This window comes from Curtobacterium sp. AC268 (assembly GCF_979258745.1).
Map to the genome: position 1 here is coordinate 1,361,663 of NZ_OZ409878.1, position 14,007 is coordinate 1,375,669.

The window sequence follows — 14,007 nt, forward strand, 5'->3', positions numbered from 1 at the left end:
GCCGAGGAACGAGGACGATCGATGACCACGCAGACACAGGAACAGGTACTCATCGCAGGAGCGAGTTTCGCTGGGCTCACGACCGCGCTGTGGATGCGTCGGCTCGGGTACGACGTCTCGATCGTCGAGGTCGCTCCCGGTCTGAAGCGAGGCGGCACCCCGGTCGACATCCGCGACGACACCATCGCGATCGTCGACCGGATGGGCCTGCTCGAGCAGATTTCGGCAAAGGCGCTCGCGCCGCGGGTGACGGAGTTCACATCGCCGGAGGGAGACCGCATCGCGCGGATGGATCCCGTGCCGCCCTCGGCCGGATCGACGGGCGACGGCTACGAGATCCACCGCGACGACCTCCTCGACATCCTCGCCGCCGCGACCGAGGGCGAAGTGGAGATGCTGTGGAACAACTCGATCACATCCCTGCACGAGACCGAGGAGGAGCGCGTGCACGTCACCTTCCGCGACGGAACCGAACGGGACTTCTCCATGGTGTTCGGCTGCGACGGCAACCACTCCACAGTGCGTCGACTGCACTTCGGGCAGGAAGCGCGGTACAGCCACTTCCTGCGGACGTACTTCTCCGTCGCCACCCTCGACGACCTCGTCATCGAACCGCAGACGACCCGGATCACCAACGCACCGGGCGTCACGATGCTGGTCAACTCGTACGACACCACCACCGACCTCGTCCTCGGATTCCGCTCCGAGCAGGAGATCCCCTTCGACCACCACGACGAAGCGGCACAGAAGCGCATCCTCCGCGAGCACATGCTCCAGGCCGGTTCGCCGTTCTCGGACCACGTTGACGAGGCCGTCGGCGCCGAGACGTTCTACTTCGACAAGCTCAGCCAGATCAAGATGTCAGCGTGGACGTCCGGCCGCGTCGCACTCGTCGGCGACGCCGGTTACTGCCCCTCCCCGGCCGCCGGGATGGGCGGCTCGCTCGCCATCATCGGCGCCACCGCACTCCACGACGCCCTCCGGGACGCGGACGGCGACGTCGAGCAGGCCTTCGCCGGCTACGAGCGCGCGCTCAGGCCGGTCGTCGACGCGGTACAGCACGACGCCGAGCACATCGGAGTCAGCAGCTACTTCCCCGCGACCGCCGACCAGATCGATGCGCGCAACAGGATGCTGCTCGGCCGCTGACCACCGCCCGAGCCGCCGCCTCGGCTGCGGAGGTGACCAGGCACCGGACGAACACCCGACGAGCGGTCGTCGTGACCGTTCTGATCGTGGGTGCCGCGGCCGTCGTGTTCATCGGTCTGCGCGCCGCGCGAGACTGCCCGGGACGCTGTGGGATCCCCGCGTCGTCAACCTGACTTCGGAGGTCCAGGGCGAACTCCTCGTGGTCCGAGCGGACTACTGGTCGCGCGAACTCCCACCCTGACAGGCGGGTGGGACTGTCACCGACGCCCGCACCGTCACCGACCGTGCTCAGTGGCTGTCGGTCATCCCGCTGCTGATGTACGAGGACCCCACCGTGTCGTCGGTGAGCGTGCAGTTGTACATGGCGTACGGGTCGGTGTGCCCGTCGTCGAAGGTGAAGGGGTAGACGAGCTGGTAGGTCCCGTCGTTGCCCGGGTACCCCGACGGGTCGTCCGTGAACGTCAGGGTGACCCCGGCGTCCGCGGCGCCCTTGCTGCACTCGTCGTAGACGTGCTGCGCGAGCGCCGACGTTGCGGGCCCCTGCGACGGGGAGGACGACGGGGTCGACGGGGTCGACGGGGTCGCGGCGTCCGTCGCGGTCGCAGACGGGGACGGGGCCGAGGTCTCGTCCCCGGTCGTCGCCGAGGCGGCGGACGGCGATGGAGTCGGTGCGCTCGCTGCGCAACCGGCGAGGGCGGCGACCATGACGCAGGCAGCAACCGCGGTGACGCTGAGGCGGGTTCGGGTGTTCATCGGCGGTCTCTTCCTCGGTCGGAGCGGGGGTCGCTCACTGAGAGATGTCGTGTGACGGCCGATCCTGACATGGTCACAAGGCCTGTGAGCAGCTTCGATCGGTGTCGTGGTTCTCGCGCCGCGCCGTTGTCGCGTCCTGTAGCTGATTGCCGACCGGCCACAAAGATCATGCCGCCGATGGGGCGCCGGTCGCGGCGATGGTCTCCCGGTACGCCTCGATCTTCCGTTCCAGTGCCGCGAGGTGCCGCTGCACCTCCGCCTGCCGAGCGAGGACGGTCGCATGGTGCTGCTCGAGGAACGCGAGTCGTGCGACATCGTCGGCACCATCTCTGTAGGCGGCCGCGTAGTCACGCATCTCCTGCACGTTCATCCCGGTCCCGCGGAGCATCACCGTCCCGGCGAGCCAGCTCAGCGCCGCCGTATCATACCGCCGCCACCCATCCGGACCGCGATCAGGAGCCGGCGCGATCCCTTCCTTCTCGTAGTAGCGGATCGTGTCGACCGTGATGCCGAGCAGTTCCGCCGCAGCGCCGATCGTGACCGGTCCGTCGACGTGGACCTCGGGAAGCAGCATGAGCCGAGTCTCCCACTTGACATGGTGTGCACACCAGGGTGGAGGGTCGTCATCGTCCGGGTGATCCCGGCGACGAACGGAGAACACGCATGCAGCAGACCCATCTCGGCTCCCAGGGCCTCGTCACGTCCGCACTCGGGCTCGGATGCATGGGCATGAGCGCCTTCTACGGCGGTGCAACCGAAGCCGGTTCCGTCACGACCATCCGTCGCGCCCTCGACCTCGGGATCACCCTGTTCGACACCGCGGAGGCGTACGGACCGTTCGAGAACGAGAAGCTCCTCGGGCATGTGCTCGGCTCGGATCGTGACCGCGTGATCATTGCTTCGAAGTTCGCCACCGACTTCACCGACGACGGCCAGCCGATCGGTCTCGACGGCTCCCCGGAGCATGCACGACGCGCGATCGACCGGTCCCTCAGCCACCTCGGTACCGACCGAGTCGACCTCTGGTACCTCCACCGGGCAGACCCGAACGTGCCGATCGAAGACACGATCGGCGCAATGGCCGAAGCCGTCAACGCCGGCAAGGCCCGCTACATCGGGGTCTCCGAGACCTCGGCCGAGACCCTGCGACGTGCGCACGCGACGTTCCCGATCACGGCGATCCAGTCCGAGTACAGCCTCTTCGAGCGCGACGCCGAACACAACGGCGTCCTCGACACCGCGTCGGAGCTCGGCATCGGGTTCGTGCCCTTCTCGCCGCTCGGCCGCGGGTTCCTCTCCGGCACCGTCACCCGCAAGGACGACCTCCCCGATGGTGACGCACGGCGAACCCTCCCCCGGTTCTCCGACGAGGCCATCGACGCGAACTTGCACGTCGTCGAGGCGCTGAAGGTCATCGCCGACGAGAAGGGCGTCACGACCGCGCAACTCGCGCTCGCGTGGCTGATGCAGGCCGGCACCGTCCCGATCCCCGGCACCACGAAGGCCTCCCGAGTCGAGGAGAACGTCGCCGCTGCCGACGTCGTACTCACCGAGAACGACCTCGCCCGGATCGGGGCTGCCTCCCCGCACGGCGTCGCCGTCGGGACCCGCAACACCGAAGCAGGAATGGCACGCGACCGCGGCTGAGCCGAACGGAACGCCCCCAACACCAGCAGGTACCGCGGGGCGTCCATCGCGTCCGCCAACCCCCTTCGTCGAGCCGCAGACCTCGACCGGGCCGCCAGATGCGTGACGACCGAGGTTCAGCCGCCGCTGCGCTCCCGACGACGCACCCGCAGCGTGCCGATCCCCTGCACGATGCACAGGACACCGCTCGCGACGACGATGACCCCGGTCACGATCCGGCCGATGGAGACCCCACCGAACAGCAGCGGGGCGACCGCGACCCCGATGAAGATCGCGCCCATCACGATGACGACGACCGGGTTCTGGGCGACGAAGAACCGGCGCCCACCGTTCGCTTCGGCGATCGCGCGGTCCCGAGCACGAGGGACGGCGTCCGGCGATCGACCCGCGCGGCGATCTGCACGCCGTCGCCGGCTGCGCAGGAGCAACCAGACCGCGGCGCCGATGACGACGGCCGCTCCGATCGCGAGCCACTCGACGATGTGGAAGGAGCCGAAGACGATCACCAGGACGAACCCGACCGCGATGCCCACGAACATGTCCGTGGTCATCCGGTCGGTCCGGCCGTCGCCACTCGTGACGTACCCGGGGCGGCGTTCGTACGGATCGTGCTCGTCCACGGCCGGTCCGTCGGCCCGTTCGGTTCCCATGCTCCGAACGTACCGACGGCGGTCGGGACCCGTCCGGGTCAGCCCACTCGTTCCGCCGGGGGCTCGGCCCGGACGCCGCGTGCTGGACGCCGCTCCCGCACGATCGCCACCGCCTGGCGCAGCGACAGCCCCGGCAGGTAGGTGCGGACGATCGCGACGCCGATGGTGGGCAGCGCCACCGGGTCCGGGTACGCCATCACCAGGGGGTGCAGGTCGGGCCCGAACTTCGCCTTGAAGCGCAGCAGGGAGCGGAACCCGTAGACGGGTTCGAGCGCACCGCCGACGACGTCGAGGACCGACTCGACGCCGCTCCGGCCGGCGCCCTGTGGTTCCGCCGAGGACGCGAGCGGGGCCGCGGACAGGCTGAGCCGCTCGGCACCGTCGGCGCGCATCCGGTCGACCGCACTCGCGACCAGGAACTCCATCACACCGTTCGGGGCGTCGGGCGCGCGGCGCATCACGTCGAGCGTCCACCCGACCACCTGCCCGGCCCGGTACGCGGGGAGCCAGCTGGTGACGGCGAGGACGGTGCCGTCCTCGCTCAGGGCGACGAGCGTCCGGACGGCGGGGTCGCGCATCTCGTCGATCCCGCCGAGGGTGAACCCCATCTCCGGCAGTTCGCGCTCGGCGACCCACTCCTCCGAGATCGCCTCGACCTGGCGGGTGACCGATCCGGGCAGCGAGGCCCAGTCCGACCAGAGCGCGGTGGTGCCGGACCGTGCAGCCTTGTTGACGGCCGTGCGGACGTCCTGCTTCCGCTTGCCCGTCGTGGTCCAGGTGCGCGGGTCGAGGTCGGCGTCCTCGGCCACGGGGAGCGTCGTCCAACCGAGACGTGCGAGTGCAGCGCCGAGGGTGGCGTCGATGCCGTAGAAGACGGGCGTCCAGCCGTGGTCGTCCGCGGCCCGTGCAAAGCCCTCGAGCGCCGCCAGCCGTGCGTCCTCGTGTCCGAAGGGACCGCCGGTCGTCACAGCGACGCTGCCGGTGCGGTGGTAGGCGACGCCGGCGCGCCCGTCCTCGGTGAACCAGTACTCGTTGCCGGGCCAGGTCGTCATCCACCCGAAGGTGTCGCCGCCGCCGGCGACCAGGAGCGCCCGAGCAGCCGCCCGCGCGGCGTCCTGCCCGTCGAGGTCACTGTCCGAGCGTACGGCACCGGTCGGCCGGACCGCGGCGATCGCCACCGCGAGCCACAGGAGCGGGCCCGAGATGCCAACGACGAACCGCAGCGCCGGCTCGGCTTGTCCGAGGTGCGTGGGCAGGGTCACGGGGGCGATCGGACCGAGCACGGCGAGCGCCAGGTGGAGGGGCTCCCGCACGCTGTCGCCCGAAGCCACGGCGACGCCGACGACGACGACCGCGAGCACCACGGCCGAGCCCGCGACCGTGGCGGCGAACCCCAGCAGTCGTCGCCGGTCGGTCCGCACCGGGAAGTCCGCGCGGCGCAGGACGAGCACGACGGCGGTGGCGATCGGCACCAGCACCGACGCGACGAGCGAGAGCGAGACCGCGAGGTGGTCCGAGGCCAGACGCTGCACGACGGCGTGGTGCCGCTCGGGCAGCACCCCGTACGAGACGGCGGTCGCGACGCCGGTGACCAGGTCGACGGTCGCGACGAGCCACAGTGCGAACCGGCTCCCACGCCGCAGACCCACGGCGCCGACCGCCAGGACCACGAGCGGCATCACGGCCAGCAGCGAGTGGAACAGGCCGTGCGGGTGCACTTCGGCGAGCGCCCGGACGCAGCTGGCGGTCACCCCGGTCACCGAGCAGTGCGGCATCCGGCCGGTCGGGCCGGTGTCGAGCACCACGGCGAGCGGGGCGAGCAGCCCGAACTGGGCACCGGTGACGAGCGCGAGGACGGGCCCGACCGCCGACACCGTCACCGCGGCCACCAGCAGCACCCGGGTCTCGCGTGAGGAACTCCGGGTCCAGCCGCTCCGCACCGGCGACCGTCGCAGCACGCGGCCGAGCACCAGGCCGACGAGCAGGGCGAGTGCCGCGTGCAGGTCGGACGCGTGTCCGGCGTAGAGCAGCAGCGCGGCGACGACGGCGATCGACACGACCCGGATCCGGCGTCGCCACAGGGCGCCGGCGAACGCGCTCGCGGTGACGATGGTCCCGACGATCCAGGTCCAGGGGCCGACGTGTCCCAGGTGCACGAGGAACCCGCGGTTCGCCGGGGCGCCGTCGAACAGCTGCAGCACGGCGCCGAGCGCGGTCCCCACGACGGTCGTGACGACCATCGCGAGCAGGGTGCGCCGCCAGCCGAGCAGCCGTTCGGACGCCCCGGTGCACACCACGACGGCGACGGAGGTGACGAGGAACCCGACGACACTGCTCGTCACCGCGACCACGCCGAGCGGACCCATCGTCCCGCCCAGGGTGTCGGGCGACCGGCCGTCGAGCGCGCCGACGCAGCGGAGCACCACGGCGGCGATGCCGGCGACGATGGTCAGGGCCGAGACGACACTCGTCAGCGGGTACCGACGGGCCACCGGCACGAGTCGCTTCGGGGTGGCCCACGCGAGGGCCGCGGCGACGGCGCTCACCGGAGGCCCAGGTGCGCGATGACGCCGGGCATCCCGACGCGCAGGGCGTAGCGCACGGTGTTCCAGTCGTGCGCGGAGCCCTCGGACACGAACAGTCGGGTCTGCATCCCCGCGGCGTCCGCAGCTGCGCGGAGCGCCGTGGTCGACTCGACGTAGGGCTCGTCGTCGCTGCCGTAGGCGAAGACGGTCAGGTGCCCCGGGTACGGCCCGTGCGCCCGCATGATCGCCCGTGGTGCCGCTGCGGCGTACCGGCTGGCGGAGCCGCCGAACCCGACCTGGATGCTGTGCTGGACGGAGCCGTTCAGGGGTGCGAGCTCGCTCGAGATCGCGAAGGTCGTGCCGAACACGCCGGGGTGCGCGGTGGAGAACTGCATGGCGCACGTCGCGCCCTGCGAGAACCCGACGATGCCCCAGGCCGAGGGCGCTGCCCCGACGCGCAGGTGCTGCCGGATCCAGTTCGTGGTGTCGGTCATGACGTACGTCGCGGAACGGCCGAGGGGCGAGTCGACGCACATCGGGTTCCGGTCCGGTGCCCCGAGTTGGTCCGGCGCGACGACGATCGGGGCAAGTCCGTGGTGGGCCTCGGCGAACGCGTCCATCACCGCGCCGAGCCGACCGGCCTGGAACATGTCGCTCGGCTGGCCGGGTTGTCCGGCCAGGCTGATCAGGACCGGCAGGGTCGGTGGTCGCTCGGTCAGGGCAGCGGGCGGCAGGTACACGACCGTCGGCCGCGCGTGGAAGTGGGAGACGGTCGACGGGATGGCGACGGAGAGCACCTTCCCGCGTCGCGGCATGTCGGCGGGTGCCCGCCAGGTGGCCGGGTCGACCACCGGACTGGAGGCGCGCCCCACCCCCGTCTCGTGTCCCAGCGGACCGGACGGGTACGGATCCGTCGTGACGGCCTGCTCGATCGTGCGGTACGCCCCGAAGTCGACGTTGACGCCGAGGACGGCGGCCAGGGCCACCGCCACCGCCGCGAGCACGCCGAGCACGCGGCGGACCCAGCCGCCCTGGACGACCGTCACGACGAGCAGACCGACGGCGCCGAACGCCAGGGCCACCCACATCCGGGTGATCGGGGTGAACGACACCCCGTACAGGTCCTGCACGTCCCCGAACCACCACACCGCGACCAGGCCGACCACAGCACCGACGGCCATCGCGCCGAGCCGCCAGACCAGCCCCCGGACCGGATGCCGGGAGCGACGACCGAACGCGGGCAGGAGCGCGGCGACGGCGAGGAGCCCCGCGGCGACGTCCACCGGGACGAGCACGGACGGTGCGACGACGGCGACGTGGAACAGGGGTCGGAGCAGATCGTGGAACATGGGGCCTCCCGGCGGACGGTGCAATCGTGGCGGCGGCCCGCTGCGAACGGGGCACCGAGGCGCTTCCGGTTCGCACAGTTCCCACCTGTGCGGCTCCCAGGCAGCGCTCGAACAACCCCCAGCGAACCGTCCGGAGCGACGGGCCCGCCGGACCTCTCGGTGGCGCACACCTAGGGTGAACGGGTGACGCACGACGGATCGGTACGGGCTGCACTCGCGGCGGTCGCAGCGGACGGCTGGGGTGACGGCGGGCCGCTCGTCGAACCCGGCGGCACGGCCTCGCCACGTCGGGCCGCGGTCCTGATGCTCTTCGGTGCGCTCGACCACACCCCGAGCGACCGACCGGCAGCAGCACCCGGGGTCCCGCGCGACCTCGACGTCCTGCTCCTCGCCCGGGCCACGACCCTGCGCGCGCATGCTGGCGAGGTCGCGTTCCCCGGCGGACGCATCGACCCCGGTGACGTGGACGCCGTCGCCGCCGCACTCCGCGAGGCACAGGAGGAGACGGGGCTCGACCCCGCCGGCGTCGAGGTGCTCGGCACACTGCCCGCCGTGCCCCTGGCGTTCTCGAACCACCTGGTCCGGCCCGTCATCGGCTGGTGGCGCGACCCCTCACCGATCCGCGTCGTCGACGAGCACGAGTCGGCTGCGGTGTTCCGGGTCCCCGTGGCCGACCTGCTCGACCCGGCGAACCGCGGCGTGACCGTGATCCGCCGCAGTGGTCAGGAGTGGCGCGGACCGGCGTTCACGATCGAGGCCGACGGGGACGAGCACCTGGTGTGGGGCTTCACCGCGATGCTGCTGGATGCGCTGTTCGACCGACTCGGCTGGACCGAACCGTGGGACCGCGAACGGGAGATCCCACTGCCGAGCTGATGCGCCCGGTTCGCGTCAGAGCCCGTTCGCACGGCGACGGAGTTCCTCGCGCACGACCTCGGCCTTCGCGAGCGCGCGGGGCGTCGTGATCACCGAGAACAGCAAGAAGCCGACGAAGAACGCCACCCCGAACCACCACCAGGGCGTCGAGGTCAGGGCGAGCCAGATGGCGAGCACGACCATCACCCCGAAGACGACTGGTCCGAACCACAGGCTTCGCCGCAACTGTCGGTGGTGATCGTCGACCCTGGCGGACCACGTGGCGAGATCAGCGTCCTCGGGTACCTCGCCGCGCTTCAGACCGCGCTGCACGTCCGTCAACTCCGTCGCGCCGCCGGCTCGCCGACGAGCCTGGCTGATCCAGACGCCGAAGAACGCCGTCATCGCACCGGCGTAGAAGACCGTGGCGATCGCCCGCCCGAGCAAGGACATGTCTCGAGGGGAGACGAGCAGCCCGATCCCGAACCACAGCCCGCCCGCGAACAGGAAGAGCACCGGCAACAACACGGGCATCGGGAGGGATCGGAGACGGTGCACCACGAGATTCTGTCAGATCTGCGAGTACCCGGTGCGCCGTGTGGTCATGATGCGAGTACTGGCCGGAGCACGAACGACAGCGGGTCGGCCCGCACCGCGTCGACCGCGTGGGCCACGGCCCCGATGACGACGACGTCGGCCCCGAGCGACGACGCGACGAGTTCCGGCACCGGGTCGAAGTGCCCCTTCGCGAGCAGGTCGCGCGCGCGGTCGATCACGGCGACCGCCGGCTGGGCGATCGCGCCGGCGACCACGACGCGGTCGATGTCGAGCAGGCTCGCGAGCAGGATGCAGACCCGGGCCAGGCGGTCGCCCAGGCGGTCGACGATGGTGCGCGCGACCGGATCACCGCTCCGCGCGGCCGCGAACACCAGGGCGGCGTCGCCGGCGAGTGCGGCGTCCGCGGGGACCTGCCCGTCGGCGACGGCGTCGGCCACGAAGGTGCGGGCGACCGCGCCGATGCCGTCGGAGGAGCCGACACCCTCGACGAGTTCGAGCACCCGCATCTCCCCGGCACCGCCGTGGGCACCGCGCAGCAGGACCCCGTCGACGACGAGGCCCGCGCCGAAGCGTTCGCCGGACAGCAGCGCCGCGAACGAGGCGTCACCCGAGGACGGCCGCTCGGCGAGCGCGGCGAGGTTCGCGTCGTTCTCGACGAGCACCCGCCCGTCCGGCACGGCGTCGGCGAACCCCGGGTTCATCCGGACCCAGAAGCCGCCGTCGTCGGGCGAGGCCCCGGCAGCGTCGACCGGCGCCGGGATGCCCACGACGGTGACCAGGACCCGGGTGCGGTCGACGTCGGCCGAGGCGAGGGCGGCGGCCACGGTGTCGGCGAGGACCCCGAGTCGCACGGGCACGTCGAGGCCCGATGCACCCAGCGACCCCTCGGCACGACCGAGCACCGTGCCGCGCAGGTCGGCGACGAAGGCCGTGACCCGGTGCTGGCCGGCGTCCACACCGACGACGACCCCGGCGACCGTGTCGAGCTCGTAGCGACGGGCGGGGCGTCCCATCCGGTACTCCCCGCGGCGCGGGCGTCGTCGAGCTCGCGGAGCCAGCCGAGCCGTACGAGCTCCTCGGCCGCCCCGAGCACGGTCGACCGGGTCAGGCCGGTGGCGTCGATCGCCTCGGTCGCGGTGAACGCCGACGAGTCGAAGGCGTACGCGAGCAGCGTCTCTGCGCTCGTTCCACGGGGTGGCGGCATGTCGTGACCCTATCGCGCGACGAGTTCCTTGCGGAATTAGATTTTCTCGCTACATTTAGTTCCGCGGGCAGCATCGGAGCCGCTCGCGGGACGGAACGGCAGGGACGCCGGGTCCGGACGGACGGAGACGACGTGCAAGCACACGCCACCGCCAGGAGCGCAGCATCGGTCAGCCGACGCGGGTTCCTGCTCGGAGCGGGCGGCATCGGGGCGGGCCTCGCGCTCGCCGGATGCGCCCCGATCGGGTCCTCGAGCGCCAAGCCGGAGACCATCACGTTCTACGTGTCGAAGCCCGAGGTCATCGGCTACTTCGACGACGTCATCGCGCAGTTCCACCAGAGCCAGTCGAAGGTCCGGGTCGTGCGCGACTCGACCTCGAGCATGTCCGCGAACTTCGTGCGGAACCGGCCGCCGGACCTCGGCTGCTGGAACTACAACTTCTCGGTCGTGCCGTTCGTCGAGCACGGCGCGCTGACCGACCTGTCCGACCTGCCGCAGGCCGACACCATCAACCCCGACCTGTGGCCGCTCATGGAGCAGACCGCCGACTACCCTGGCCGGAAGAGCGCCCTGCCGTACTCGGTGACGGCGGCGTCGGTGATCTACAACAAGGCGCTCTTCGCGCAGCAGGGGCTCGAGGTCCCGACGACGTGGAGCGAGTTCGCCGACGTGTGCGAACGCCTGACCAGGGCCGGCATCGCGCCGATCTACGGCACGTTCAAGGACAACTGGACGATCGCCCAGGGCATGTTCGACTACTCGATCGGCGGCATGATCGACACCCCGGCGACCTTCGAGGCGCTCCGCCGCGAGGGCACGAACGTCGGCAAGGGATCCGCCGTCTCGTTCGAGCGCGACCTGCGGAAGCCGATGGAGCGCATGGTGCAGCTCCGCGCCTGGCACCAGGACGGCGCCGCGAGCCGCGGGTACGGCGACGGCAACCTCGCCTTCGCCCAGGGCAAGGCGGGCATGTACCTGCAGGGACCGTGGGCCCTCGGCGAGATCGCCAAGACCACGAAGGACATGGACCTCGGCACCTTCCCGCTCCCCGTCACCGACGACCCGGCCGACCGCAAGGTGCGCGTGAACGTCGACCTGGCACTCTGGATCCCGGAGGCGTCTCGCAAGCAGGAGGCCGCCCGCGAGTTCCTGTCGTTCCTGATGTCCAAGCGGGTCAACGACAGGTACAACGCGGACAACAACGGCTTCGGGGTGCGCAAGGACGCTCCCCCGGCGTCGAACCCCGCCCTCCGCGGCATGCAGTCGTACTACGACGACGCAGCCTTCTACCTCGGCGCCTCGCAGCTCATCCCCGCCGAGATCCCGGTCGCGAACTACGCGCAGTCGATCGCCTTCGGCGGCGACCCGCAGCGCCAGCTCCGCACCCTCGACGCCGACTGGGCGCGTCTCGCGCTCCGCACGGCCGCGTAAGGAGACGTCCGAATGGCAACCACGACCACCGAATCCATCACGACGGCGGACCGCCGCCGCCGTGGCGGAGCCGCCACGGGCCTCCAGGCCGGACGACGGGACGGACGACGCAAGCCCCGCGTCGACCCGCTCTTCCTGGCGTTCCTGCTGCCCACCCTGGTGCTCTTCACGCTCGCCATCACGCTGCCAGCGGTGATGGGCATCGTGCTGAGCTTCACGAACTCCGTCGGCTTCGGCGAGTTCCGCTTCACCGGGCTCACCAACTACATCGCGGTGTTCTCCGACCCCGCGATCCTGCAGGCGTACCTGTTCACGCTCGGGTTCTCGCTCGTCACCGTGATCGTCGTGAACGCGATCGCGTTCCTGCTGGCCATCGCGCTGACGTCGAAGATCCGCGGCAAGATCGCACTGCGTGCGGTGTTCGTGCTGCCGATGGTGATCTCGGGGATCGTCATCGCCTACGTGTTCTCGTTCCTGTTCGCGAACAGCCTGCCGGCCTTCGCCACCACGATCGGCTTCGGGCCGCTCGAGCAGAGCATCCTGGCGAACCCCGACCTGGCGTGGCTGGCGATCGTGGTCGTCACCGCCTGGCAGGCGATCCCGTCGACGCTCCTCATCTACATCGCCGGCGTCCTCTCGATCCCCGGCGAGGTGTACGAGGCAGCCGCCCTCGACGGTGCCAGCGCCTGGCGGCAGCTCGTCTCGATCACCGCACCGCTGACGGCGGGCTACATCCTGATCAACCTGGTCATCGGGTTCAAGAACTTCCTGAACTCGTACGACATCATCGTCGGCCTGACCGACGGCGGCCCCGGCACCTCGACCACCAGTGTCGCGATGTCGATCTTCAAGGGCTTCAACGGCGGCGACTACGCCTACCAGATGGCGAACGCCACGATCTTCTTCGTCATCGCGGTCGTCATCGCCGTGATCCAGCTGCGGGCGACCCGCGGGAAGGCAGCGCTCTGATGTCCCTGCAAGCACCCCTGCGACCGGGGACCACCGCGACCGGCAGCATCCGTTCCGTCGACGCCGACCGGTCCTCCGGCTCGGGCAAGGCCGGCCGCGGTCGTTCGAACTGGCCCGTCACCGTCGTCCTCGTCCTGTGCGCGCTGTCGGTGCTCGTGCCGCTGTACGTCACGCTGACGATGGCGTTCAAGACCACCGGCCAGGCCGTCGACGGCAACGCGTTCTCGCTGCCGGCACCGTTCAGCGTCGACGGCTTCGTGCAGGCGTGGCAGCTGACGGACTTCCCGCGGGCCTTCGCGGTCTCGGTGTTCGTCGCCGCGATCACCGTCGTCGGCACGATCCTGCTCGCCTCGTTCACGGCCTACGCGATCGCCCGGAACTGGGACCGACGACTGTTCCGCTGGTCGTTCTTCTACCTGCTCGCGGCGATGTTCCTGCCGTTCCCGGTGCTCGCACTGTCGCAGGTGAAGCTCACCGGGCTGGCGCACCTGGACAACCCGCTCGGCGTCGCGATCCTGCACGTCATGTTCCAGCTGTCCTTCAGCGTGCTGCTCTTCACGGCCTTCCTGCGGTCGATCCCGGCGGAGCTGGAGGAGAGTGCTCGCATCGACGGTGCGAGCACGGGGCAGGTGTTCTGGCGACTCGTGTTCCCGCTGCTGGCACCGATGAGCGCCACCGTCGGCATCTTCGCGTTCCTCGCGTCCTGGAACGACTTCGTGATGCCGTCGCTGATCACCTCCGACCCGGCGCTGCAGACCCTGCCGGTGCTGCAGCAGATGTTCCAGACGCAGTTCAGCAACAACTACAACGTGTCGTTCGCCTCGTACCTGATGGCGATGGCCCCCGCGATCATCGTCTACCTCGTCACCCAGCGGTGGGTGATGGCCGGCGTGACCCAGGGCGCCATCAAGTGACCG

13 protein-coding genes are annotated in these 14,007 nt (G+C 70.8%); 6 read left to right on the forward strand and 7 right to left on the reverse strand.

The genetic code is table 11. The features are described 5' to 3' along the window. The first annotated feature begins 21 nt into the window (after nt 1-21). Entirely contained in the window at nt 22-1,149 is a 1,128-nt protein-coding gene (locus ACZZ9K_RS06420; protein ID WP_463443602.1) for an FAD-dependent monooxygenase, read from the forward strand. A 288-nt stretch (nt 1,150-1,437) separates the two neighbouring features. Here the strand turns inward: ACZZ9K_RS06420 and ACZZ9K_RS06425 are convergent, their stop codons facing one another. Both ACZZ9K_RS06425 and ACZZ9K_RS06430 read right to left on the reverse strand, forming a co-directional pair. Next, a complete protein-coding gene (locus ACZZ9K_RS06425; RefSeq protein ID WP_463443603.1) occupies nt 1,438-1,902 on the reverse strand; it encodes a hypothetical protein in 465 nt (154 codons plus the stop codon). Nucleotides 1,903-2,068: 166 nt separating this feature from the next. Continuing rightward, nucleotides 2,069-2,476 carry a MerR family transcriptional regulator gene (locus ACZZ9K_RS06430; RefSeq protein WP_463443604.1) on the reverse strand — a complete coding sequence of 136 codons (408 nt, stop codon included), beginning with the start codon at nt 2,474-2,476 and terminating at the stop codon, nt 2,069-2,071. An 89-nt stretch (nt 2,477-2,565) separates the two neighbouring features. Between ACZZ9K_RS06430 and ACZZ9K_RS06435 the strand changes: the two genes are divergently transcribed. Then, nucleotides 2,566-3,549, forward strand: coding sequence for an aldo/keto reductase (locus ACZZ9K_RS06435; RefSeq protein ID WP_463443605.1), 984 nt, complete (start codon nt 2,566-2,568; stop codon nt 3,547-3,549). A gap of 116 nt (nt 3,550-3,665) precedes the next feature. Here the strand turns inward: ACZZ9K_RS06435 and ACZZ9K_RS06440 are convergent, their stop codons facing one another. Genes ACZZ9K_RS06440 through ACZZ9K_RS06450 form a run of 3 tightly spaced genes read right to left on the reverse strand, consistent with a single transcriptional unit; the run spans nt 3,666 to nt 8,073 of the window. After that, entirely contained in the window at nt 3,666-4,199 is a 534-nt protein-coding gene (locus ACZZ9K_RS06440) for a hypothetical protein (RefSeq protein WP_463443606.1), read from the reverse strand. Nucleotides 4,200-4,237: 38 nt separating this feature from the next. Continuing rightward, nucleotides 4,238-6,745, reverse strand: a complete 2,508-nt coding sequence (locus ACZZ9K_RS06445; protein WP_463443607.1) for a bifunctional lysylphosphatidylglycerol flippase/synthetase MprF — start codon at nt 6,743-6,745, stop codon at nt 4,238-4,240. After that, on the reverse strand, nt 6,742-8,073 hold the full coding sequence (locus ACZZ9K_RS06450; RefSeq protein WP_138803983.1) for an alpha/beta hydrolase: 1,332 nt from the start codon (nt 8,071-8,073) through the stop codon (nt 6,742-6,744). Before ACZZ9K_RS06450 ends, ACZZ9K_RS06445 begins: the two co-directional genes overlap by 4 nt. A gap of 183 nt (nt 8,074-8,256) precedes the next feature. Between ACZZ9K_RS06450 and ACZZ9K_RS06455 the strand changes: the two genes are divergently transcribed. Next, on the forward strand, nt 8,257-8,949 hold the full coding sequence (locus ACZZ9K_RS06455) for an NUDIX hydrolase (protein ID WP_260678891.1): 693 nt from the start codon (nt 8,257-8,259) through the stop codon (nt 8,947-8,949). A 15-nt stretch (nt 8,950-8,964) separates the two neighbouring features. On the opposite strand, the gene ACZZ9K_RS06460 is transcribed toward ACZZ9K_RS06455, so the two are convergent. Further along, nucleotides 8,965-9,462 (reverse strand): hypothetical protein, encoded by a 498-nt coding sequence (locus tag ACZZ9K_RS06460; RefSeq protein ID WP_138803984.1) that lies wholly within the window; start codon nt 9,460-9,462, stop codon nt 8,965-8,967. Between the two features lie 68 nt (nt 9,463-9,530). After that, nucleotides 9,531-10,499, reverse strand: a complete 969-nt coding sequence (locus tag ACZZ9K_RS06465) for an ROK family protein (RefSeq protein WP_463443608.1) — start codon at nt 10,497-10,499, stop codon at nt 9,531-9,533. Between the two features lie 323 nt (nt 10,500-10,822). Here ACZZ9K_RS06465 and ACZZ9K_RS06470 point away from each other — a divergent pair, with 323 nt between their 5' ends. From ACZZ9K_RS06470 to ACZZ9K_RS06480, 3 genes are read left to right on the forward strand one after another with little or no spacing between them, the layout of a single operon-like run. Beyond that, entirely contained in the window at nt 10,823-12,121 is a 1,299-nt protein-coding gene (locus ACZZ9K_RS06470; protein ID WP_463443609.1) for an ABC transporter substrate-binding protein, read from the forward strand. Nucleotides 12,122-12,133: 12 nt separating this feature from the next. Next, nucleotides 12,134-13,090 carry a carbohydrate ABC transporter permease gene (locus ACZZ9K_RS06475; RefSeq protein ID WP_138803985.1) on the forward strand — a complete coding sequence of 319 codons (957 nt, stop codon included), beginning with the start codon at nt 12,134-12,136 and terminating at the stop codon, nt 13,088-13,090. Next, nucleotides 13,090-14,004 carry a carbohydrate ABC transporter permease gene (locus tag ACZZ9K_RS06480; protein WP_027466185.1) on the forward strand — a complete coding sequence of 305 codons (915 nt, stop codon included), beginning with the start codon at nt 13,090-13,092 and terminating at the stop codon, nt 14,002-14,004. Before ACZZ9K_RS06475 ends, ACZZ9K_RS06480 begins: the two co-directional genes overlap by 1 nt. Nucleotides 14,005-14,007: the final 3 nt, after the last annotated feature.